Genomic DNA, 22755 nt, shown 5'->3' on the forward strand with positions numbered 1-22755 from the left:
GATGTGGGCTGCGCCGCGCCGACGGGGTACCCGAGTCATGGGGCCGTACTGGCCCCCCTACTGTCCGAAGAACAGCAGGAAGGCTGGACATGACCGCACTCGGATTCCTCTACCCGGGTCACTTCGCAGAGGACGACTATCCGCGCATCGAGCAGCTCCTGGGCAGCGACATCCGGCTGGACCTGGTCCACACCGGCCCCGGCGAGGACACGCACCGGGTGGACGCGCTGTACGAGATGGGCTCGCCCGAGCGGCTCGCCCAGGGCATGGAGGGGCTGCGCCTGTCCGGGGCGGAGGCGGTGGTGTGGGCGTGCGCGGGCGGCAGCTTCGTACGCGGCTGGCAGGGCGCGCACGAACAGGTCCGCGAGCTGGCCCGGGCGGCGGGCATGCCGGCCTCCTCCACCTCCTTCGGCTTCGTGCACGCGGCGGCCGAGATCGGCGCGCGCCGGGTCGCTCTCGCGGCGACCTACCCGGAGGACGTCACCGGTCTGTTCGCGGACTTCCTGCGCGCCGGGAAGGTCGAGGTGGCCGCCGCCCGCAGCGCCGGGATCGTCACGACGGCCGAAGTGGCCACCTGGGGCGAGGCGGAGGTCCTGGCCCTGGCGCGGGAGGCGGACGTCCCGGAGGCGGAGGCGGTCCTGCTGCCCGACACCGCCCTGCACACCGTGTCCCACATCCCGGCCCTGGAGAAGGACCTCGGCAAGCCGGTCCTCACGGCGAACCAGGTGAGCGTGTGGGAGGCCCTGCGCCTCACCGACCGCCGCGTCAACGCCCCCGCGCTGGGCGCGCTGTTCACCCGGGAGCCGATCGTCCAGGTGTGAGCCGCCGCGGTTGCGGACCCTGCCGTGGGGGCGTTACCTGGAAGTACCGGCGGTGCAGCGAGAACGCCCGGGCCCACGGCACGGGGCGACCGACCTCGCCTGCGTGTGCGTCCCCGGTAACGGCCCGTCGTCGCCGCCGTCGTCCAGCGTTCGACGCGGAGGTGACCCAGGTGAAAGCCGTCGTCTACGAAAAGCCCTTCAACGTGACGGTGAGGGACGTCGACGATCCGCAGATCCAGCATCCGAACGACGTGATCGTACGCGTCACGTCGACTGCGATCTGTGGATCCGACCTGCACATGTACGAGGGCCGCACGGCCGCCGAGGCGGGCATAGTCTTCGGCCACGAGAACCTCGGCATCATCGAGGAGGTCGGCAACGGCGTGACCTCCCTGTCCCAGGGCGACCGGGTCGTGATGCCGTTCAACGTGGCCTGCGGGTTCTGCAAGAACTGCCTGGCCGGCAAGACCGGGTTCTGCCTCACGGTCAACCCCGGATTCGCCGGCGGAGCCTACGGATACGTGGCGATGGGCCCCTACATGGGCGGCCAGGCGGAGCGGCTGCGGGTGCCCTTCGCCGACTTCAACTGCCTGAAGCTGCCGCCGGGCGACGAGTTCGAGAACGACTTCGTGCTGCTCGCCGACATCTTCCCGACCGGCTACCACGGCTGCGAACTCGCCCAGGTGAAGCCCGGCGAGTCCGTCGTCGTCTTCGGCGCGGGGCCGGTGGGCCTGATGGCCGCCTACTCGGCGCTGCTGCGAGGCGCGGCGAAGGTGTTCGTGGTCGACCGGGTGCCCGAGCGGCTCGCCAAGGCGGAGGAGATCGGGGCCATCCCGATCGACTTCAGCAAGGGTGACCCGACCGAGCAGATCAAGGAACAGACGGACGGAGAGGGCACCGACAAGGGCGTGGACGCCGTCGGCTACCAGGCCCAGTCCCACAAGGACCCCGGCCAGGAAGAGCCCGCCATCGTCCTGAACCAGCTCATCCAGACGGTACGGCCCACCGGCATGCTCGGCGTACCGGGGCTGTACGTGCCCTCCGACCCGGGCGCGCCCAACGAGCAGGCCAAGCACGGCCAGCTGCTGGTCGCCATCGGCAAGATGTTCGAAAAGGGTCTGGCGATGGGCACCGGCCAGTGCAACGTCAAGCAGTACAACCGCCAGCTGCGCGACCTGATCATCGCCGGGCGCGCCAAGCCCAGCTTCGTGGTCTCCAACGAGCTGCCGCTGAGCGACGCGCCTGGCGCGTACCAGAAGTTCGACAAGCGGATCGAGGGCTACACCAAGGTGGTTCTGCACCCGGGCCACGCGCTGGCGGCGTGACGGAGGGATAAGGGGGGCGGCGGGGCTCCGTCCCGGAGCCCATCGGGTTCGGGGCGAGTCCCGCCGCTGTTTCCCCCGGGATCCGGGGCGGAGCACCGCGTCGGCTCCTTCCAAGGGACCGAGACGGGTGGGCGGATGGGAAAAGGAACAAAGGGCAACGGTGCCCTGCTGACGCCGGTCAGGAAAACGAGCGGCGAAAGCAGGAGGCACCGGTGGCAGACGAGATCAGGGGAACGACCCACGGAACCGCCCCCGTCCCCTGTCCGTGCAGTGCATCGTCATCGTAGGCGCGGGCCACACCGCAACCGACGTACTCAAAACCAGCGTCACCCTGGCAGCCCTCACGGAGCCTGCGGCTACGATCAGTGATCGAACATTTGCTCGGCGCTCCATCCTCCAGGGGGGAGATGAAGGGCATCCTTCCCACTACGGCCCGGAGAGCCGCAACCGCACGACTAAGATTGCCTCATCCGATGACGGAGTTGTCGGATCTACCGCCGGACGGGCGGAAAGTGACGTCTGTGGAGGCCCCTGTAAGACCGATCTCCTCGGAGAACGGCAAGGGCCGGTGAAGCAGGAACCCGAGGTGGCACCGTGCAGCGGTGCGGACCGGAATCTCCTGCCCTCGGGCAGGAGAGGACGTCAATGGGTGGCCGAGCACCACTCGATGTCGTGCGCTGTCTCCCTATCGCGGGATGCACGCCGTCTTCCTCGGGCGGCGTGCAGTCCACGCACCGCCCGCCGATCTGGCTGCTCGGCTCCTCCGGGTTCAGCGCCCGCCTCGCCGGCATGCTCGGCCTGCCCTTCGCCTTCGCCCACCACTTCTCCGCGCAGAACACCGTCCCCGCCCTCGACCTGTACCGCGAGTCCTTCCGGCCGAGCGCGGTGCTCGACGCCCCGTACGCCCTCATCGGCGTCGCCGCGCTCGCCACCGACGAGGAGAAGGAGGCCCGCCGCCAGGTGCTGGCCGCCGCGCTGAACATGGTCAGGCTGCGCACCGGCCGCCCCGGCCTCGTGCCCACCCCCGAGGAGGCGGAGGCGTACGAATTCAGCCCGATGGAGCGGGAGTTCGTCACCTCCTGGAACGCCAACGTCGTGCACGGCACCCCCGACGAGGTCCGCGCCGGCCTCGACGACCTGCACAAGCGCACCGGCGCCGACGAATTGATGATCATGAGCAACGCGCACAGCGGCGACATACGCCTGCGCAGCTACGAACTCATCGCGGATGCCTACGAGTTGCCCGGGAACTGAGCGAGGTTCAGCACCGGCCGCCCAGCAGCTCGGAGATACGGTCCGGCGACACCGGCCGGGAGTACAGCCATCCCTGTCCGGTGTCGCAGCCGATCCGGCGCAGTCGGCTGGCCTGGTCGCAGGTCTCCACGCACTCGGCGGTGACGGTGAGCCCCAGCCGGTGGGCGAGCTGGACCATCGCCTCCACGATGACCTCGTCCGCGGGGCTCGGCCGGCCCGCCGTACCGCCTTGCTCCTCGTGCTGGAAGCCCCGTACGAAGGAACCGTCCAGCTTCAGCGCCGACACCGGCAGCCGGCTGAGATAGGCGAGATTGGAGTAGCCGGTGCCGAAGTCGTCGATGGCGATGTGCACGCCCATGTCGCTCAGCGCCCGCAGTGCCTGAAGCGGCCGGCCGGCCGAGCCCATCACCGCCGACTCGGTCAGCTCCAGCTGCAGCAGATGCGGCGCCAGTCCGGTCTCGGCCAGCACCTCGGCCACGTCCGAGACCAGGTCGGAGTCCCAGACCTGGCGGACCGCGACGTTGACGCTGACGAAGATCGGCGGCGCGTCCGGGTGGTCCAGCTGCCAGCGGCGGGCCTGGCGGCAGGCGGTGGCCAGGATCCAGCGGCCGAGCGGCACGATCGAGCCGTCCTCCTCCGCCAGTGCGATGAACCGATTCGGCGTCAGCGTGCCGAACTGCGGGTGCCGCCAGCGCACCAGGGCCTCCACCCCGCGCAGCCGCTCGTCGTCCATGCCGACCAGCGGCTGGTACTCCAGGGTGAACTCACCGCGTTCGACGGCCGCGCGCAGTGAGGAGACGAGCGCCTGGCGGGTCATGCGGTGCGCGTTGCGCTCCGGGTCGAACAGGGTCCAGCGGGCCTTGCCGTCCGCCTTCGCCCAGTACAGCGTCGTATCGGCCGCCTGCATCAGCGCGGTGGCCGACGTACCGGCCGCGTGCCGTTCGACCACGCCGATGGACGCCGACACCGACAGGCGCCGGCCGGAGATCTCGAACGGCGTCTGCAGGGCCGTGAGCACCGACTCCGCCAGCTCCGCGAGCTGTTCGGTGCCGGTCGAGTCCTCCACGAGCAGCGCGAACTCGTCGCCGCCGAGACGGGCCACCAGCGGGGCGCTCGAGCGGCCGTGGCCGGCCTCGTCCGCGCACCGGGTCAGCCGTTCGGCCACGGCCGCGAGCAGCCGGTCGCCGGTCCGGTGGCCGAGGGTGTCGTTGACCGCCTTGAAGCCGTCCAGGTCCAGGTAGCACAGCCCGATCCGGCCGCTCCCGCCGCACTCGTACGACTCCGCCTCCAGCGCGGCCGACAGGCGCTCGAAGAACAGGGTGCGGTTGGGCAGCCGGGTCACCGGGTCGTGGTTCTGCAAGTGCCGCAGCCGGTCCTGGAGTTCGCGCCGGACACTGATGTCGGCGACGGACAGCAGCACGTCCGGGGACTCCGGCGTCAGGGACGCGACGGTGATCTGGACCCACAGGCAGTGGCCGTCGGGGTGTTTCAGGCGGCGGGCGCAGCGCAGCCGGGCCTGCCGGCCGCCCAGCACCTCGCGGTAGGCGTGCCGGGTCCGGGCGTCGGAGGTCAGGTCCACCAGGTCGGCGGCCGCCTGCCCGGCGAACTCCTCGGGACCGCCGCCGAACAGCGCGCCGAAGGTGTCGTTGGCGCTGGACACCAGACCGTCGCGGTCGACGACGGCCATGGCCAGCGGCGCGGCGGAGAAGGCGGAACGGAAGGGGGGCTCCGGGGCGGCGGCGGGCGGACGTTGCGCCATGTCGGTGAATCCGGCGGGAGTGGGCGCGGGTTCCGCCATCGGAGTGAGGCCTGCGGCGGGGAGGGGTTCGCCGGGGCCGCTGCGAGGCGGCGCGGGCGGGGCGGTGGCAACGGCCTGCCGGCCCGCGGCGACCGCGACCGGCCCGGTACTCGGACACGCCGTCATATCACTCTGTGTGATATTCGGCTGGATGGGGTCTGTCGCGGGCGTCGGCCCTTCGGACGTTCCGCTCACCGCTCGCTCCCGCAGTGCACTCGGTCTTCGTATCGGTCTCGTCGGGTGGCCGGCCGGGGGACGAACGGTCCCACGGCCCGTGTCCGCGCAGGAAAGTGCAAGGAAAGTGTGCCGATCATAGATGCCGTCGGCGGACCCCTTCCAGCCACTTGCCGGCCTCACGGAACGACCGGCCCCACTGGCAGATCGTTTCTGCCCACACCTGGACGGGTTCTTCGGCCGACCGATCACTTGTGACGTTCCGTGAGCGGCCCGGGGGTGTTGCTTCCCCGGGCCCCACGCCGGGCCGTCCAGCCGTGAACTCCGGCCTCTCACCCTTCCGGTGCAGGCAAACAGGGCGTACCCCTACAAACTGGCACAAGCTGGGTTCGGTGTCCCGTGAACCGCCCCGGAGGTCCCCGTGCCGCGTCAGCTCCCCCTGAAGGCGCTCAGCCATGACGCCCTCAGGGCGCTCAGCCGGGCGGGAGTGCGCGGGGCGCGCCCCCGGCTGCGCAGCACCGCGGCCGTGGTCACCACCCTGTCGGCGGTCGCCGCCACCTCGATCCTGACCGGGCCGTCCGTCGCCGAACCGTTCGCGACCTCACCCTGCGCCCTGCGACGCACGGACGCGCACCACTCGGAGGGCCTGGACACCTGGAACGCCTCCTACCCGCAGCCCACCCGGCCGCTCGACGCCGTCCTGGTGTTCCTGTCCTTCCCCGACTCGGCCCCGCTCACCACCCCGGCCGAACTCGCCGCCGACCACTTCCCGGCCACCAGCCGGTTCTACGAGCAGGCGTCGTACGGCAGATTCACCCTGCGCCCGCACCCGCTGCGGCACTGGATCCGGATGCCGCGCCCGTCCACGGCGTACGCCATGCACCGGGACTGGAACGCCCGGGAGCGTGCCGCCTACCTGAGCGACGCGCTCGCCGCGGCCGACCCCGAGGTCGACTTCTCGCGCTACGACGTCGTCTACTTCGTCGCCGACCCGGACGCGCCCGGCGTCGACTCGGACGCGACGAAGGTCGTCAACCTGGACATGCCGCTGCAGGCCGACGGCAAGGAGATCCGGCGGGTGGTGACGGTGTTCGAACGGCATCCGCCGGACCGGCTGGTGCTCGCCCACGAGACCGGGCACGTCTTCGACCTGCCCGACCTGTACCACCGGCCGGTGGACGGCAAGGGCGACTGGGACACCTACGTCGGGGACTGGGACCTGATGGGCAGCCAGTTCGCGCTCTCACCGGACCCGTTCGCCTGGCACAAGTGGAAGCTCGGGTGGCTGGACCCGCGCCAGGTGACCTGCGTACGGGGCACGGGGCCGGCCCGGCTGACGCTGGAGCCGGTGGAGGTGGGGCCGGCGGGGGCGACGGGCACGGGGACGGGCGCCGCCGGGTCGCCGCTGTTCGGGCTGGGCAGCGGGACGAAGCTGGCGGTGGTGCGCACCGGGAGCGACAGCGCGCTGGCCATCGAGGCGCGGGCCCAGCTCGGCAACGATGTGACCGGATGCCGGGAGGGGGTGCTGGTGTACAGGGTGCGCAGCACGGCGGAGTCGGGCGACGGCCCCATCCAGGTGATCGACGCCCACCCGCGGAGCGGGGCCTGCGCGGAGACCTCCGTCTACCCGCCGCTCGCCGACGCGCCGATCGACGTCGGCGAGACCTTCACCGTGCCCGGGGACGGGGTCCGCGTGGAGGTGGAGAACCGCACGGCGTCGGGCGCGTACACGGTCAAGATCACACCCGGTTGACTCCCGCGGTGGCCGGAGGGCTGACTCCCGCGGTGGTCGGAGGGCTGACTCCCGCGGTGGTCGGAGGGCTGACTCCCGCGGTGGTCGGAGCAAGGGGGTGTGGGTGGCGAAGCCCCCACAACGCGCGGCGAAGCCGCGCAAAAACAACGATGGCGAGGCCGACCCGCGCTTTCCGCGGACATGCCTCGCCATCGCCATCGTGCGCCGCCAGGGACTCGAACCCCGGACCCGCTGATTAAGAGTCAGCTGCTCTAACCAACTGAGCTAGCGGCGCCTGCTGACGTCGTAGACCTTAGCACCCTGGTCGGCGGGAGGAAAAATCGATATCCGCACGGTCGTCCGGGCCGCCCGCACGGCCGCCCACAGCAGGGCCTCCGGGCCCGGCAGCCAGGGGTGACGGGTGTCCGGGGCGACCAGCCAGCGGGAGTCGGACCGCCCGGGGGAGGCGCCGCCGGCCGGGGGCGGGAGGGTCACCGCGTCACCGTTGCCGTGGCACAGCAACGGTGGGATGCCCTCGCCGCGGCCGGCCGTCCGGCCCCGGGACCCCCACTCCTCCCACTCCAGCAGCGAGGGCAGCCGGTGCGCGGTGCCCGGCGCGGCGAAGAGCAGCATCCGCCCCCGGTGGACGGCCACCGGGCCCGAGCCCGGGCCCTCGTCCCACAGCCGGTCCAGCATCCGGCGGCCGAAGACCGCGGGCGTGTTCACCACGTCGAAGGCGGTGCCGCAGGGCAGGACGACCGGCGCGTCCGGCCGCTCCCGCCAGAGCGCGAGCGTGCTGCGCGGGTACATCCCTGCCGAGGCGAGCCAGGCGGCACCGTCCACGGTGACGCCGGAGGCGTGCAGATGGTCGAAGAACGGTTCGTTCCCTGTGCGGCTCATGGCGGATACATCTACCCGCCGTGAGCGACCGCTTCCACAGGGTTGCGGAAAACCGGGACAAGGAGGAGCGGACGGGAGTATCTTGCGCCCCCGGCATATGCCAGGCCGGGGAGGCGGGCGGGCTAGAGGGGATCGGCCGGGTTGGCGTGCACGCCGCCCTCGGTTCCGCTGAGCAGATCCCGGCCGAACTCCACCATCTTCTTGGCGTAGTCCTCGGTCCACTCCGCCCGCTCGGCGATGTCCGCCGGGGTCAGCCGGTCGAACCGCCGCGGATCGGCGAGCTGCGCCGCCGCGATCGCCTGGAACTCCACCGCCCGGTCGGCCGCCGCGCGGAACGCCTGCGTCAGCTCCGTCGCCCGCGCGAGCAGCGCGCGCGGATCGTCGATCGACTCCAGGTCGAAGAAGTGCTCGGGGTCGGCACTCGCCGCGGCGGGCTCGAAGAGCAGGGGCGCGGGGCGTAGCCGCGGTTCGTTGCGATGCGGCGTTGGCTCCGCCATGTCGTGTCCTCCTCGTACGGTTCGGATGGCACGGCCCTGCGAAGGACCACCCTCCATTGTCTCGCGCGCACGCAAGAGGGCGGAGGGACGAAAGCCCACCCCCGGTCTCTCAAGGCTTCCAGCCCACCCGGTGTTCCCGCAGGTGCGCGAGCACGGCGTGGTTCGCCTCCCAGCCGTCGGGGAACTTCACCGTCACCCCCAGCTGGACCGGCTCCGTCGACGGGTGGTCGTCCAGGAGTTCGCTCACGCCGGCGCGGCAGATCACGATGCAGGCGTGGCGGTGGCGGGAGGCGAGGACGCAGAGGCGGCCGGTTTCCAGGTGGAAGGCGGTGGCGTCGGGGCGGCCGGAGAGGGGGTGGAGGACCACCGTGACGTCGAACTCCCGGCCCTGGAGGCGGTTCGCGGTGTCCACGGTGACGTCGGTGACGTCCAGGTCCGCCAGGGCCGCCCGTACGGCCGCCGCCTGGTCGCGGTGCGCCGTGCCCACGGCGATCCGGTCGGCGGTCAGCGGCGCCGGGTCCGGCGACCGCTCCGAGACGGCCGCGCCGCCCCGCTCCAGCAGCCGCCGTACGACCGCCGCCAGCGCGCGCACCGCCTCCGGGTCCGTGCGCGGGGTGTGCCGCGCGGGCAGCTCCAGCAGACCCCAGCCGGACTGGGCGGCCTCGTCGATCACCCGGTCGGGGGCCGAGCCGTCCGCGGGGACGGCGAAGGTGAGCCGCCGGTCCCCGGCCGCCGTGCCGCTGCGGAACGGCGTGTACGGGTAGAACGCGTCCGAGACCAGCGGCGCCGCCGACGCCGGGAGCCGCCAGGACACCGGCAGCCGGTGCTGGGGCAGCTCGGGGTTGTGCGCCAGCAGGGTCGTCACCGCGGACGCCGACGGATCGTAGGACAGGCCCGCCCACTGCTCGCTGCCGACGATCGAGAACGGGTCCAGCTGGCCCGGGTCGCCCACGAACAGCGCCCGCTCGAACAGCCCGGCCACCGCCAGCAGGGCGTCCGAGCGCATCTGGTACGCCTCGTCGACGATCGCGTGCCGCCACGGCTCGTCGGCCTTCACATGCGCCCACTTCGCGGCGGTCGACAGCACCACGTCCAGACCGGCGAGGTCGGCGGCCTTCGCGGACTTGCGTACGTTCGGCAGGTCGTCGAGCGCCTTGTCGTACGGGTCGGCGTCACTGCTGTGCAGCCGGCCGACGGGCAGCTCGGGGTTCTTCTCCGCCAGCCGCACCACCAGGTCGTCGACCTGTGCGTTGGTCTGCGCGACCACCATGAGCGGCCGTCCGGCGGCGGCCAGCTCCAGCGCGGCGCGGACGACGAGCGTCGACTTGCCCGCGCCGGGCGGGGAGTCGACGACGACACCGCGGTGCGGGCCGTGCAGGGTGTCACGGAGGATCGCGTCGGTGGCGCGCGCGGCCGCCGCCCCCGGGTCGAGGGCGGTCTCGTGGGCGGGGGTGGTCACCGAAAGCTCCATTTGTGTGACATACGGTGGTATCGGGATGTGCTGAGCGAGAGCCAGGCCAGCACAGCGATCTCCAATCTCTGGGGAAACCGGGCTGGTTCCCACCCGGCTGGTGCTGATCGCGGAAGACTCGACTGCTCGCCGAGCGACCGAGCGGCGTGAGCCAGGAATCCCTCTCGTTCACCGAGGGGGAGAGTTCAAAACAGGTCTTCCTCGGTCACGGGGTCGGCCACTTCAGGTACGGCGCCCGCCTCGCCCGGCGGGCCGCCGTGCGTCCACGGGGTCTCCTCCGGGTCGGGCAGCTTCGCGCCGCCGCGCTGCTCGTGCTCGAAGAGCGTGAAGCACACGCGGTCGCCCTTCTCCGGCACGGAACCGGCCGCGGGCTCCTTGCCGCGGCCCATCTTGTCCAGGATCCGGAGCACGATCAGCGTTCCCTCGGTCCCGCCCTCCTCGTGGGCGACGAACTCGGCCGACTGCGGCTTCCCGTCCAGCGAGCGGTACACCCGGGCCCGCTCACCCAGGTGCGGCAGGTCGTCCGTGTGCACGGTGACCAGCGGGCGCGGGCTGGGCCGCCTGCCCTCGCTGTACGCCATGACGACGTCCGTGACCTCGCCCGCGAACGCCTCCCCGGCCAGCCGCCGCCCCGCCATGACCAGCGGGTCGTCCAGTGCCTCCTGGGCCTCCAGGCGGGCCTGCTCACGCTCGCGCGTGGCCAGTTTGTTCGCCGCGGTGACCGCGTCGTCGCGGCGCGGCTGCGGCGGCTCGCCCGCCAGCACGCGGTCGCGGTGGCCGGTGAACGACCAGCGGTCGCGCGTCCACCGCTCCTCGACGTGCGCGCCCTCGGGCAGCGCCCGCAGCAGGTCCAGGCCGTCCCAGACCTTCTCCCAGGTGGGCAGGGCGCACTTCTCGACCAGCGCGCGGATCTCGCGCTCGGCGGCGGTGAGGGCGCCCAGCCGGTCGTCGGCCTGCAGACCGTCCTCGGCGGCGGCGAGGGCCGTACGCGCGCGGTCGTAGCGCTCGATGGCCGGCGCCAGCAGCTTGTTGTCGAACGCCGGGTCGGTCGCCGGGCCCGCCGGCGGGCACTCCAGCTGGCCGTCGGCGCCCCGTGCGAGCTCGGCCCGCAGCGCGGCCCGAGCGCCCGAGGAGCCCTCCGGCGGGGTGATCCACGCCAGCAGCGCCCCCAGGTGCTGGTCCTCCAGGCTGGACTGGCCGGTGGTCCAGTGCCGGGCCAGCAGGTCGGTCAGCGCCGGCAGCAGCGAGGAGCCGGGCACCCGCGCCCGCTCCCCGAAGTGGGTCAGCCACCGCCCGAGCAACGGCACCCTCGGCGGCGCCGGGTGCGGATCTTCCGGATCCTGCTCGGCGGTGCGCCGAAAGCGCATGGAGCGCCCGAGCAGCCGTACGAAGTCGATGCCCGCGCGGCTCGGCACGATCAGCTGGGGCGCGTCCGCGCACAGCTCGACCTCGACCTTGACCCGCTTGCCGCTCTCCGGGTCGGTCTCGGTGCGCTCGGCGGCCTCCACCGTGCCGGCGTAGGAGTCGATGTACGGCAGGACCACGTCGGCCAGCTCGGCGAGGAACGCGAACCTCAGGTCCCGGTCGCGCGGCTGCGGTACGGCCAGCAGCCGGGGCGCGTGCCGGTCCGTGCCGACCAGCGCGCCGAGCGGGGCGCCCGCCTCACCGGCGGTGGTGAGCGGTACGAACACCAGCGGCCGCTCGGACAGGTGCCGGTGCCGGACGGTCGCGGCGGGCTGGGCCTGACCGGCGCGCACCGCCTCGAGCCGGGTGAGGGTGGCGATCAGCGACATGCCGCCTCCCGACCGGCGAGCCCCAGCGCCTCGGCCCGCAGCGCGGCGGCCCTGCGCAGGGCCGCGACCGCCGGGTCGTCCGGGTCGCCCGCCTCGCCGTGGGCCGCCGCCAGCACGTCGTCGACCGTCGACAGACCGCCCAGTTCGGCGCGGACCGAGCGGCCCAGCGCGGTCACCGCGCCCCGCGCGCGGGAGTGCGCCCGGCAGTGGAAGGCCAGCTCGCACGCGGCCAGGCACTCCGGCGCGTACGTCGCCGGGACCGCCTCGACCGCGGCCGTCAGCTCCGCGCGGGGCAGCTCGGGGGAGAAGCACACCCCTTCGGGGAGCGCGTCGGCGATGTCCTGGATGCGGGTCAGCCGCGTCAGCTGCCGGGCGGTCACCGCGCGCTGCTTGCGGACGTCGACGGCGGAGGCGGTGGGCAGGTTGGAGAAGTCCTTGGGGCACACCAGGAGCACCCGGCGCCGCACGCGCGGGGCGGGGTCCAGACGGGCGGCGACGCCCTCCAGCGCCAGCACGTACACCGCCGCCTGCCGGGCCGCCGCGCCCACCTTCGCGGGGTCCGCGGAGCCGTCCAGCATCGGGAAGGACTTGATCTCCACGACCGTCCAGCTGCCGTCCGGGTGCACCACCACCGCGTCCGGCTCCAGGAAGGCGGGCGAGCCGGCCACCTCCAGGGCGAGCATCGGATGGTCCAGCAGTGTCCAGCCGCCCGCCCCGGTGGCCTCGCGCAGCGCCAGCGCCGTACGCGCCGTGCGCCCGTCGGGGCCCTGAGCGGTCAGGTCGGGGACGTGGGCCTCCTGGGGCGGCTCGGCGCCGGGGTCCAGCTCCCGGTGTGCCAGCCGCAGCAGCTCCGCGCCGCCGTCCGCCTTGACCCGCGCCTCGAACGCGTTGCCCCGCATGAAGGCGAACTGGGACTGGCCGAAGGCCGAGGGCGCGCCCAGCGCGTCCGCGAGCGCCGCCTTGTCCACACCCGCGCCGTCCAGGATCGCGCGCCGCCGGCAGCCCGGGTTCGCGGCGAGCGCCGCGAGGGCGCGGGCGTCCAGCGCCCGGGCCGGTACGCCGGGCCCGCGCAGCTCAGCGAGCTTTCCCCAAGCTCTCGACTTCGCCCGAGCAGGAGAGGCCCCAACCCGGAGCGCCGTCCCCTGCTTCGTCAGGGAGGGCATCCGGCGTGGCTCCGGGACCGAACCGTGCATCGCGCTGCCGTGGAATTCGCTCACCCGCCGAAGTCTGGCATCCCTCACTGACAACCGGTGAACTTGCGCCCCCCGAGGGCCCCGTGACGGCCGTGACACGGGCCTCCAGCACCGCCCTGGCCCGGTCCACGCCCCGCGTCACATGCGGCGCGAGCAGCAGCCCGACGCCCATCACGGCCGCGCCCGCGACCGCGTCCAGGAAGTAGTGGTTCGCGGTGCCCATCACCACCAGGGCGGTCACCAGTGGATAGACCACGCCCGCGACTTGCGCCGTACGCGTGCCGCCGTGGCGCCACAGCATCACTCCGCACCACAGGGCCCAGCCCACGTGCAGACTCGGCATGGCCGCGTACTGGTTCGTCATCCCGCCGAGCCCGCGCGGCGCGCTGGCCTCGCCGCCCCACCAGCCGTACGAGCTGTAGTGCGCCATCGTGTCCACGAAGCCGTGTTCCGGGGAGAGCAGGCGGGGCGGGCAGGTGGGCAGCAGGGTGAAGCCGATCAGGCCGATGAAGGTGGAGGTCATCAGCCAGGTCCGGGCCGCCCGGTAGAGCGTGGCGCGCGCTCTGAACAGCCACACCAGGATCGCGGGCGTCACCAGGTAGTGCAGCGACGCGTACCAGAAGTCCGCCGGGACACCGAGCCAGGGCTCGCGCGTGAAAAGGCGGTTGAGGGGGTGCTCGGCGTTCAGGTACAGCAGCTTCTCGACACGGAGGATCGCCAGGCCGTGGTCGACTGCGGTGGAGACGTCCCCGCGGGCCAGCAGGCGGCCCGCCGAGTAGCAGCCGTACACCAGCAGTATCAGCGGCAGTTCGGTCCACCAGCGCAGCCGGGTTCGCGGGGGTGCCTCGGTGCGCGGTGCCGGTGCCTCGGTCTTCGGCATCCGATGCCCCTCCCCCTGTTGTGTCGCTGCGGTGCCCGGTGGTGGGCCGGGTCGTGACACTTTACGGTGTACGCGCCGGTCCCCCCGGGGCAGCCCCCGGCCCTCATAGACGCGGAGATCGCCCCGCGGGTTGCGTGAGTCCGCGGGGACGGTGGCCCGGAGTTGCTGTGGGCGGGTGGGGCTGCTTGCCCGCGCTTGCGGGGTGCTGCTGCGCCCACCCTCCCCCAAGCTCTCGACTCCGCTCGAGCAGGGGGGACCCCCATCGCCCTGGGGGTCCCCTGCTCGAAGAGCTTGGGGGAGGCACGACTGCCCGCAGCTACGACGGCACTACCTCACGCCGGGCGCGGCGACGAGGCATGCCGCTCAAGGAACGCCGACACCTCCGAAGCCCGCCGGTGGGGCAACAGCACCCGCGCCGTCCCCGCCAGCATCGTCTGGACGCGGGACGACTGGACCTGGTCCAGAAGATCCAGCACCCGCATCCCCGCGGCAGCGGCCTCGTCCGGGCGCCCCCCGCGCGCGAGGTCGTCCGCCAGCTCGGCCGTGTACAGCGCGATGTTCCGCGTGAAGTGCGGGTCCTGCAGATGCGCGGCCCGCCGCGCGTGCCGGGCCGCCCGCGGCCAGTCGCCCAGCGTCGACCAGCACTGCGCCTCCAACCCCTCCAGCTCGGCCTCGCCGTAGAAGCTCATCCACTCGGGGTCGGTGTCCGAGGGCCCCCGCTCGTACAGGGCCTGCGCCCGCGTGAGCGCCTGTTCGCAGCCGGTGCGGTCGGCGAGCCCCGCCCAGCCGCCCGCCTCGCGCAGCGCCAGCAGCGACATCAGCCGCGCCGAGCCCAGGCCGCGCCCCACGCGCTGCGCGGCCTGCGCGGCCCGCACCGCCTCCCGCGGCCGTCCCGCGTCCCGCGCGAGGAACGCCGTGTTGCAGAAGGCGTGCGCCTCCAGGGCCGGGTCCCCGGTCATGCGCGCGGTGGCCAGTGCCTCCGCGTAGTGCGAGCGGGCGTCGTCGAAGCGCCCGGAGTCGTGGGCCAGCCAGCCCACCGAGATGGCCAGTTCCCCGGCGCCCGAGTACAGCCGGTCGGCGGTGGTCTGCCGGGTCGTGCCGGCGTCGAGCAGCGCGTAGGCGGCGCGCAGCGGAGCGGCCGCGCGGCGGTAGAGGCCGTCGGCTCCGTGCCGGTCGTCGAGCAACCGGATCCTGCGGACGGCCTCCTCGACGGCGCCGGCGTCGCTCGCACCGGAGCGGCGCGCGGGGCGGTCCGCGGCCGACGCGTCGAGGGCGAGCCCCAGGGGGCCCAGCGAGGCGGCGGCCACCGTGGCGCCCCCGCGGGTCATGAATGCGCGACGCAGCACGTCGCTCTCCTCGTGGTCTTCGTGCGGGTGGTACGGGTCCTGCGGGTGGTCCTGCGGGTCGTGGGACTGGAACGGCCGGTCCGCCTCCCGTGTCTCATACGGGGTGCGGCGTGCCGCGCGTCCGCGGACGGCCGACCGGGGGGCGAACCCCAGGTCGGTGAGCGTCCGGCCGGGGAACATGTGCAGAAACACACGTTCGTAGGCGTAGTTGGGACAGCGGATCTCACCCGCCTCCACCCGGCCGATGTAGCGGGCGTCACAGCTGACCCGCTCACCGATCTCCTGGGCGGCCCGCCGTACCATCGCGGCGAACTCGGCCGGCGAGCGCTGTCCGCGCAGCCGCCGGAAGGCGAGATTCGGCCGTGGTGGCGGGGGGAACTGGGATGAGGTCACCGTCGACGACGTCATGGCCGGGCCCTCTCGTGCGAACCGTCGAACCATGCCGGGCTCGGGGAGAGTTGTCCGAATGGTTCACGTGGCTCCCTGTTTCCGGCGAGCAAGAAAGTACCGGTTGTGTCCGGTCCGCCACGCTGTGGTTGGCTGCAAAACGGATATCTCGCCCGTGATCTGCCATGAAGTGCCATCCTTTGCGGCGGACTTCGGCCGTACCCGTTGACGCACCGCCGCGTTGAATCCCGTGGACCGGGAGCCGCCCGACTCCCGACCCGCTCGTTCACGAGGAGGGTGTTCGCGATGGAGGCCGGGATGGAGACCCCGCAGAGACGCGATCCGTGTACGCAGCCACCGCAGCCACCGCAGCCGCCGCGGTCTTCGCAGCTCCCGTGCGACCTGGTGACGGTGCCGGCCCGGCAGGGGCTGGAGGCGGTCGACATCCTGCGCCGCGGCACGGGGGACGCGGTGGGGCCCGTACTGCACGACGACGAGGACGACACGCTGGGCTTCGTGGTGCCGGCCGGCACGGCCGCGGCCTGGGACGTGCCCGGGAGCACGTGCACGGAGACCGACGGGCAGGGCCTGCGACTCGCCCCGGAGCCGCCCGTGGAGGGCTCGGACTGGCTGGTCCCGCCCGGCGAGGCCGATCTCGCGACCGACCCCGCGGTGCTCCGCCGGGCGCTGGGGGAGGCGGCCCGGATCATCGAGGCGGCGGACAACTGCCGCTGACGCCGGCCGGGCGGACACCCACGGCTCGGCACGCGCGTGCGTGCGACAGTGCACGACTTGCGACAATGGGCACATGGGAAGGTCCAGAAGTCCCCGCCGCGGGCGAGGAGCCGTCGAAGCCGTCGCCGAGCAGGTCGACGGCGGGCTCGCGCAGCTCATCCCCGACCGGGAGCGGGCGCGGGGCTGGACCCTGCTGATCGACGGGGCCCCGCAGTCGTACGTCGACCTCGACGACCAGGAGTACCTCTCCTTCGAGTACCAGCGGAGGCTCGGTCACGTGATCGACCTCGCCGCGCCGGCCGGCAAACCGGTCCACGCCGTGCACCTCGGCGGCGGAGCGCTCACGCTCGCCCGGTACGTCGCCGCCACCCGGCCCCGCTCCACCCAGCAGGTCGTCGAGCGGGACGCGGCTCTGGTCCAACTGGTGCGGCGCGAGCTGCCGTTGGATGCGAACGCCCGCATACGGGTGCGGTCGGCGGACGCCCGCGAGGGGCTCGCCAAGGTGCCGGACGGCTGGGCCGACCTGGTCGTCGCGGACGTGTTCAGCGGCACCCGTACGCCCGCCCACCTCACCTCCACGGAGTTCCTCGACGAGGTCCGCAGGGCCCTGAAGCCGGGCGGGGTCTACGCCGCCAACCTCGCCGACGGCCCGCCGCTGGCCCATCTGCGCGGCCAGATCGCCACCGCCGCCGCCCGGTTCACGCAGCTCGCGCTGGTCGCCGACCCGGCCGTGCTGCGCGGCAAGCGGTTCGGCAACGCCGTGCTCGCCGCCTCCGACCTTCCGCTGCCGGTCGCCGAACTGACCCGCCGGGCCGCCTCCGACCCGCACCCGGGGCGTGTCGAACACGGCCGCGCCCTCACCGACTTCACCGGAGGAGCCGTACCGGTCACGGACACCGCGGCCGTCGCCTCACCGGCCCCGCCGCCCTCCGTCTTCCACTGAACCGGGCGTCCGTCCCTAGTAGTTGCCGATGTCCACGTGCGGTGGTCCGTCGTGCCAGGCGCAGATGACCGACACCCGGTCCGTGTCCGAGGTGAACTCCACGCGGATCCACGTCTCGGTCTTCCACACCTGCATCGACCAGCCCGTGCCCGGAGTCGCGGAGACCAGGTTCGCCGAGGCCTCGTCGAGGTCGAAGACCACCCGGCCGCCCTCGGTGTCGTAGCTCCTGACCTGGCCGGAGGCGGTGGGGGAGGGGGAGGGGGCCGGAGTGTGCGCGGGGGGCGCCGACTTGGAGGGGCTGGGGGCGGTCGGCCGCTTGCCGGGGGTCCGGCTCGGCGTGGGCGACGGGCTCTTGGACGAGGGCGGCCGGTGGGTGGAGGAGGCCTGCGGTCTCGACTCCTGCGTGGTCGCGCCGGCCGCCGTGATGGGCAGGGCGCGCGGCGGGTCGTAGGCCGTGCCCGCCATCACCGTGTGGACGCCCCACCACGACAACGTGACCGCCGCGCCGGTGGCGAGCGACCACGCCAGTACGTGAACGAGTCCTCTGTACATCGCGGCCATCCTGCCTCACCCGTCCCACCGGTGTCGCTCGAACGCGGTCGGGACGAGGTTGTCCACAGGCGGCGGGAGCTCGGCCGAAGTTGTCCACAGGCCCGTATCGGTCGCGTCCGCATGGCGTACGGTGCGGCGCATGGCAAGTGTGCTCGTGGTCGAGGACGACCAGTTCGTACGCTCGGCGCTCATCCGGCACCTGACCGAGGCTACGCACACCGTGCGCAGTGTCGGTACGGCGCTGGAGGCGCTGCGCGAGGTCGCCCATATCCGCTTCGACGTGGTCGTCCTGGACCTCGGACTGCCCGACCTGGACGGCTCCGAGGCCCTGAAGATGCTGCGCGGCATCACCGACGTGCCCGTCATCATCGCCACCGCCCGGGACGACGAGGCGGAGATCGTCCGGCTGCTCAACGCCGGGGCGGACGACTATCTGACCAAGCCGTTCTCGGTCGAGCACCTGTCCGCGCGCATGTCCGCCGTTCTGCGCCGGGCCCGCTCCGGAGCCGGGGAGGCCCCGCCGTCCACCGTGATCCATGTCGGCGGCCTGACCGTCGATCCGCTGCGCCGCCAGGCCGAGTTGGACGGCGTACGGCTGGACCTGACCCGCCGTGAGTTCGACCTGCTCGCCTTCCTCGCCGGGCGGCCCGGTGTGGTCGTGGCGCGCAAGGAGCTGCTGGCCGAGGTGTGGCAGCAGTCCTACGGCGACGATCAGACCATAGACGTCCATCTGTCCTGGCTGCGGCGGAAGCTGGGCGAGACGGCCGCCCGGCCCCGCTATCTGCACACCCTGCGGGGCGTGGGCGTGAAGCTGGAGCCGCCCGGAGCGGAGCCGCCGCGATGAGATGGGCACTGGTCAAGGTCTGCCTGGCGGTCACCACCATGGTCGTGATCGCCTTCGCCGTCCCGCTCGGTCTGGTCATCAAGGAGATGGCCCGCGACCGCGCCTTCTCCAACGCCGAGCGCCAGGCCGCGGCGGTCGCCCCCGCGCTGTCCATCACCACAGAGCGCGAGCAGCTGGAGCGGGTCGTCGCCTCGGCCGGCTCGGACGCACAGATGGCCGTGCACATACCGGCGGCCGACGGCACGGCGGCCGTCGACATCGGCCGCGGCCGGGCCGCCGGCGAGGACATCGCGACCGTACGGAAGATGGGCCGCGCCTCCACCACCGAGGTGGACGGCGGGTCCACGCTGCTCCAGCCGGTCGCGCTGAGCTCCGGCGCCATCGCGGTCGTCGAGGTCTACGTCCCCGAGTCCGAGGTCAGCAACGGCGTCGACACGGCCTGGGCGGTGCTCGCCGGTGTGGGCGCGGCGCTCGTCGTCGGCTCGATCGCCGTCGCCGACCGGCTCGGCGTGCGGATGGTGCAGCCCGCGCAGCGGCTCGTCGAGGGCGCACGCGAGCTGGGGGAGGGCAAGCTGGGCGCCCGGGTGCCCGAGGAGGGGCCGACCGAACTGCGGCTCGCGGCGGTCGCGTTCAACTCCATGGCCGACCAGGTCGTACAACTCCTCGCGAATGAACGCGAGTTGGCGGCCGACTTGTCCCACCGGCTGCGCACGCCGCTGACCGTGCTGCGGCTGAACGCGGCCTCGCTCGGCGACGGGCCGGCCGCCGAGCAGACCAGGGCGGCCGTCGCCCAGCTGGAGCGCGAGGTCGACACCATCATCCGTACCGCCCGTCAGGCCAAGCCGCAGACGGCGGCCGCCGGTCCGGGCGCCGGGTGCGACGCGGCCGAAGTGGTCCGCGAGCGGATGGAGTTCTGGTCGGCGCTCGCCGAGGACGAGGGCCGCAAGTGGCGGGTGGCCGGAGTGGAGCGGCCGGTGCGCATACCCGTGGCCCGCGCCGACCTCGCCGCCGCGCTGGACGCCCTGCTCGGCAACGTCTTCAGGCACACCGCCGAAGGCACGGCCTTCGCGGTCGACGTGCACAACGCCGACGACGCGGTGATCGTGCTCGTCTCCGACGCGGGCCCCGGCATATCCGACCCCGAGGCCGCCATGGCACGCGGCCGTGGCTCCGGCACCGACGGCTCCACGGGGCTCGGCCTGGACATCGTGCGCCGGCTCGCGGAGTCGACCGGCGGCGACGTGAGGATCGGCTCCTCCGTGCTCGGCGGCACGGAGGTGCGCATCTGGATCCAGGTCGACGGCCGCAGGCCGGTGCGCAGGGGCCACCGGGGGACCGTGCGCCGCCGCCGGACGGGCAAACTGGTCTCGACCTTCAGCCGCTCCCGGTCCCTTCCTTGAGCGCACCCTGAGATCCTCGACGCCCGCCCGGATCAAGCGATTTGCCGGATTCCGGATCGCTGGCGTGCTGCCGCACCCCGCACCGCGAACACCGAAGGCGGACACGATGGGCACACACCGGTTCGCCGCCTTCGACTGGCCGACAGGACGCCCACGTTCCACAGACCGCCACCGGGAAACGGGGAACGCGCCCCGGCCGGTTCACCCCCCACCCGGCCGGGGTGCGCTGCTGTACCCATGCGCGCAGGGCGCGGCACACGCCGCCTGTCCCGCGTGCCGCGCCAAGTCAGGCGGCGTCCACCGGCGGCAGCTCCCCGGTGCGGGCCGCACGCCCGTACCAGTGGGCGCTGGACTTGGGGGTCCGGGCGAGGGTGGCGTAGTCGACGTAGACCGCGCCGAACCGCTTGCCGTAGCCGTAGGCCCACTCGAAGTTGTCCATCAGGGACCACAGGTAGTACCCGCGGACGTCCGCGCCGTCCGTGATGGCCCGGCGCACCGCCGCCAGATGGCCGTGCAGATAGGCGATGCGCTCCGGGTCGTGCACGCGGCCGTCGGCGTCCACCTTGTCGTCGTAGGCCGCGCCGTTCTCGGTGACGTACAGCGGCAGCCCCGGCGCCTCCCGGGTGTAGCGCATGATCAGCTCGTGCAGGCCGGTCGGGTCGATCGTCCAGCCCATCTCGGTGCGGTCGCCGGGCGTCTGGTGGAACGTCACGTCGTCCGCGCCCGGCCACGGCGAGTGCGCGCTCGCCCCGTGACCGTCGGCCCGCGGGCCCTGCCGCGGCGCGTCCGCCGCCCCCACCAGCGCCGGCGTGTAGTAGTTGAGCCCGAGCGCGTCCAGCGGCTGGTTGACGACCCGCAGGTCGCCGTCCAGGACGTACGACCAGTCGGTGATCGGCGAGGTCGCCTCCAGCAGCGTGGCCGGGTAGGCCCCGTGCAGCATCGGGCCGTGGAAGACGCCGTTGGCCAGGTCGTCGATCCTGCGTACGGCCGCCAGGTCCGCCGGGTCCTGGGAGACGGGCCGTACCACCGAGGAGTTGAGGCTGACCGCGACCGAGTTGCGGGCCGGCATCGCCGAGCGCAGCGCCTGCGTGCCCAGGCCGTGCGCCAGGTTCAGGTGGTGGGCGGCGCGCAGGGAGGCCAGGGGCTCGGTACGGCCCGGGGCGTGCACGCCGGAGCCGTAGCCGAGGAAGGCGCTGCACCACGGTTCGTTGAGTGTGATCCACTGCTCCACCCGGTCGCCGAGCGCCTCGCCGACGATCTGCGCGTACTCCGCGAAGCGCAGCGCGGTGTCCCGCTCCGGCCAGCCGCCCGCGTCCTCCAGTTCCTGCGGCAGGTCCCAGTGGTAGAGGGTGACCGCCGGCTTGATCCCGTGGGACAGCAGCTCGTCCACCAGGCGGCGGTAGAAGTCCAGGCCCACCTGCACGGCGGGGCCCCGGCCGGTCGGCTGCACGCGCGACCAGGAGACCGAGAAGCGGTAGGCGTTCAGGCCCAGGTCCGCCATCAGGGCCACGTCGTCGCGGTAGCGGTGGTAGTGGTCGACAGCGATGTCACCGGTCTCGCCGCCGGCGGTCTTGCCGGGGGTATGGCTGAAGGTGTCCCAGATCGAGGGCGTACGGCCGTCCTCCCGCACCGCCCCCTCGATCTGGTAGGCGGAGGTCGCGGCGCCCCAGAGGAAAGCGGGCGGAAAGGCCACCGGGGTCACCGGCTGTGCGGACTCAGACATGGAAGCGCTCCCATACATGGTCGTGAAGACCGACGGGTCGGAGGGGGAGGGAAAAGAAGGGGGTGGGCGGAGCCGCGGGCGTCAGCCCTTGACCGCGCCCTGCATGATGCCACCCACGATCTGCTTGCCGAAGACCGCGAAGACCAGCAGCAGCGGCAGCGTGCCCAGCAGTGCGCCCGCCATGATCAGGGACTGGTCGGGGGTGTAGCCGCGGCCCAGACCCGCGAGGGCGACCTGCACGGTCGGGTTGCCGGTCTGGGTCAGCACCAGGAACGGCCACAGGAAGTCGTTCCAGGTCTGTACGAACATCAGCATCCCGAGCACGGCCATGGCGGGCCGCGCGGCGGGGAACACCACGTGCCACACCACACGCCAGCTGCTCGCGCCGTCCACCCGGGCGGCCTCGATGATCTCGTCCGGCAGCGCCTGCAGCAGGTACTGCCGCATGAAGAACACACCGAACGCGCTGACCAGCGACGGCAGGATCACCGCCTGCAGCTGGTCGGTCCAGTCCAGCTTGGCCACCATCATGTACAGCGGGATGATGCTGAGCTGCGGAGGCACCATCATCGTGCCGATCACGATCAGCATCAGGGCACCGCGGCCCCTGAAGCGCAGCTTGGCGAAGGCGAAGCCGGCGATCGTCGACAGGAACACGATGGTCGTCGCGGAGATCCCCGCCACGATCGTGGTGTTGACGAACGCCTTGCCCAGGTTGGCGTCCGTCCAGGCGACCTGGAGGTTGTGCATCAGGTTCGAGCCGAACCAGAAGGGCGGCGGGGTCTGGGCCAGCCGGTTGTTGTCGCGGGAGGCGGCGATCGCCGTCCACACCAGCGGGAACAGCGAGCCGATGGTGAACAGGGCCAGGATCACGTACGCGATCGGGCCGGCGTGCATCTGCCCGCCCGCGCGGGCGGCCTTGGGCCGGCGCGTCCGGCGCGGCTCGGCGGTCGGCGCATCGGGTTTCGTCAGGGTCGTCGTCACGGC

At 72.9% G+C, this 22755-nt stretch carries 18 protein-coding genes, 1 tRNA gene and 2 pseudogenes; 9 read left to right on the top strand and 12 right to left on the bottom strand.

From position 1 onward, the window contains the following. Positions 1-89 precede the first annotated feature (89 nt). The 4 genes and pseudogenes from ACX25U_RS23180 to ACX25U_RS23195 form a co-directional block, all read left to right on the top strand. Positions 90-821 (top strand): maleate cis-trans isomerase family protein, encoded by a 732-nt coding sequence (locus tag ACX25U_RS23180; protein WP_454382802.1) that lies wholly within the window; start codon positions 90-92, stop codon positions 819-821. A gap of 170 nt (positions 822-991) precedes the next feature. Next, the gene (locus ACX25U_RS23185; RefSeq protein WP_454394461.1) at positions 992-2146 is read left to right on the top strand and encodes a glutathione-independent formaldehyde dehydrogenase; all 1155 of its coding nucleotides are present in this window, start codon (positions 992-994) and stop codon (positions 2144-2146) included. 212 nt (positions 2147-2358) lie between these two features. Next, positions 2359-2484 (top strand): annotated as a pseudogene (locus ACX25U_RS23190) (alkanal monooxygenase); the annotation flags it as partial. A gap of 370 nt (positions 2485-2854) precedes the next feature. Next, a pseudogene (locus tag ACX25U_RS23195) lies at positions 2855-3400 on the top strand (MsnO8 family LLM class oxidoreductase); the annotation flags it as partial. 7 nt (positions 3401-3407) lie between these two features. Here ACX25U_RS23195 and ACX25U_RS23200 read toward each other — a convergent pair. Then, a complete protein-coding gene (locus tag ACX25U_RS23200) occupies positions 3408-5393 on the bottom strand; it encodes a putative bifunctional diguanylate cyclase/phosphodiesterase (RefSeq protein WP_454382804.1) in 1986 nt (661 codons plus the stop codon). 400 nt (positions 5394-5793) lie between these two features. Here ACX25U_RS23200 and ACX25U_RS23205 point away from each other — a divergent pair, with 400 nt between their 5' ends. Next, positions 5794-7125, top strand: coding sequence for a M6 family metalloprotease domain-containing protein (locus ACX25U_RS23205; protein WP_454382806.1), 1332 nt, complete (start codon positions 5794-5796; stop codon positions 7123-7125). Positions 7126-7325: 200 nt separating this feature from the next. On the opposite strand, the gene ACX25U_RS23210 is transcribed toward ACX25U_RS23205, so the two are convergent. The 8 genes from ACX25U_RS23210 to ACX25U_RS23245 all read right to left on the bottom strand — a co-directional run bounded on the left by ACX25U_RS23210 (position 7326) and on the right by ACX25U_RS23245 (position 15592). Continuing rightward, positions 7326-7399: transfer RNA gene (locus ACX25U_RS23210), tRNA-Lys, on the bottom strand. Next, positions 7390-8004: a bifunctional DNA primase/polymerase gene (locus ACX25U_RS23215; RefSeq protein ID WP_454382807.1), complete on the bottom strand. Its 615-nt coding sequence runs from the start codon at positions 8002-8004 to the stop codon at positions 7390-7392. The genes ACX25U_RS23210 and ACX25U_RS23215 overlap by 10 nt, the downstream gene beginning before the upstream one ends. A gap of 122 nt (positions 8005-8126) precedes the next feature. Beyond that, positions 8127-8501: a hypothetical protein gene (locus ACX25U_RS23220; protein ID WP_454382809.1), complete on the bottom strand. Its 375-nt coding sequence runs from the start codon at positions 8499-8501 to the stop codon at positions 8127-8129. Between the two features lie 109 nt (positions 8502-8610). Continuing rightward, positions 8611-9960: an AAA domain-containing protein gene (locus ACX25U_RS23225; protein WP_454382811.1), complete on the bottom strand. Its 1350-nt coding sequence runs from the start codon at positions 9958-9960 to the stop codon at positions 8611-8613. 197 nt (positions 9961-10157) lie between these two features. Further along, entirely contained in the window at positions 10158-11765 is a 1608-nt protein-coding gene (locus tag ACX25U_RS23230; protein ID WP_454382812.1) for a hypothetical protein, read from the bottom strand. Then, on the bottom strand, positions 11756-12928 hold the full coding sequence (locus ACX25U_RS23235) for a hypothetical protein (RefSeq protein WP_454382814.1): 1173 nt from the start codon (positions 12926-12928) through the stop codon (positions 11756-11758). The genes ACX25U_RS23230 and ACX25U_RS23235 overlap by 10 nt, the downstream gene beginning before the upstream one ends. After that, positions 12840-13838, bottom strand: coding sequence for a phosphatase PAP2 family protein (locus ACX25U_RS23240; RefSeq protein ID WP_454382815.1), 999 nt, complete (start codon positions 13836-13838; stop codon positions 12840-12842). The genes ACX25U_RS23235 and ACX25U_RS23240 overlap by 89 nt, the downstream gene beginning before the upstream one ends. 332 nt (positions 13839-14170) lie before the next feature. Further along, positions 14171-15592: a hypothetical protein gene (locus tag ACX25U_RS23245; RefSeq protein ID WP_454382816.1), complete on the bottom strand. Its 1422-nt coding sequence runs from the start codon at positions 15590-15592 to the stop codon at positions 14171-14173. Between the two features lie 297 nt (positions 15593-15889). Between ACX25U_RS23245 and ACX25U_RS23250 the strand changes: the two genes are divergently transcribed. After that, the gene (locus ACX25U_RS23250; protein WP_454382817.1) at positions 15890-16306 is read left to right on the top strand and encodes a hypothetical protein; all 417 of its coding nucleotides are present in this window, start codon (positions 15890-15892) and stop codon (positions 16304-16306) included. A 73-nt stretch (positions 16307-16379) separates the two neighbouring features. After that, the gene (locus ACX25U_RS23255) at positions 16380-17249 is read left to right on the top strand and encodes a spermidine synthase (RefSeq protein WP_454382818.1); all 870 of its coding nucleotides are present in this window, start codon (positions 16380-16382) and stop codon (positions 17247-17249) included. Between the two features lie 15 nt (positions 17250-17264). Here ACX25U_RS23255 and ACX25U_RS23260 read toward each other — a convergent pair whose 3' ends face one another. Next, positions 17265-17801, bottom strand: a complete 537-nt coding sequence (locus tag ACX25U_RS23260) for a hypothetical protein (RefSeq protein WP_454382820.1) — start codon at positions 17799-17801, stop codon at positions 17265-17267. A 139-nt stretch (positions 17802-17940) separates the two neighbouring features. On the opposite strand from ACX25U_RS23260, the gene ACX25U_RS23265 reads away from it, so the two are divergent. Together ACX25U_RS23265 and ACX25U_RS23270 are read left to right on the top strand one after the other, a co-directional pair. Then, on the top strand, positions 17941-18645 hold the full coding sequence (locus ACX25U_RS23265; protein ID WP_454382822.1) for a response regulator transcription factor: 705 nt from the start codon (positions 17941-17943) through the stop codon (positions 18643-18645). Continuing rightward, a complete protein-coding gene (locus ACX25U_RS23270; RefSeq protein WP_454382824.1) occupies positions 18642-20045 on the top strand; it encodes a sensor histidine kinase in 1404 nt (467 codons plus the stop codon). The genes ACX25U_RS23265 and ACX25U_RS23270 overlap by 4 nt, the downstream gene beginning before the upstream one ends. Before the next feature lie 286 nt (positions 20046-20331). Here ACX25U_RS23270 and ACX25U_RS23275 read toward each other — a convergent pair whose 3' ends face one another. Next, positions 20332-21768, bottom strand: coding sequence for a GH1 family beta-glucosidase (locus ACX25U_RS23275; protein WP_454382826.1), 1437 nt, complete (start codon positions 21766-21768; stop codon positions 20332-20334). Positions 21769-21849: 81 nt separating this feature from the next. Continuing rightward, positions 21850-22752: a carbohydrate ABC transporter permease gene (locus ACX25U_RS23280; RefSeq protein WP_454382828.1), complete on the bottom strand. Its 903-nt coding sequence runs from the start codon at positions 22750-22752 to the stop codon at positions 21850-21852. Positions 22753-22755: the final 3 nt, after the last annotated feature.

It is taken from the genome of Streptomyces sp. JNUCC 63 (assembly GCF_054366325.1).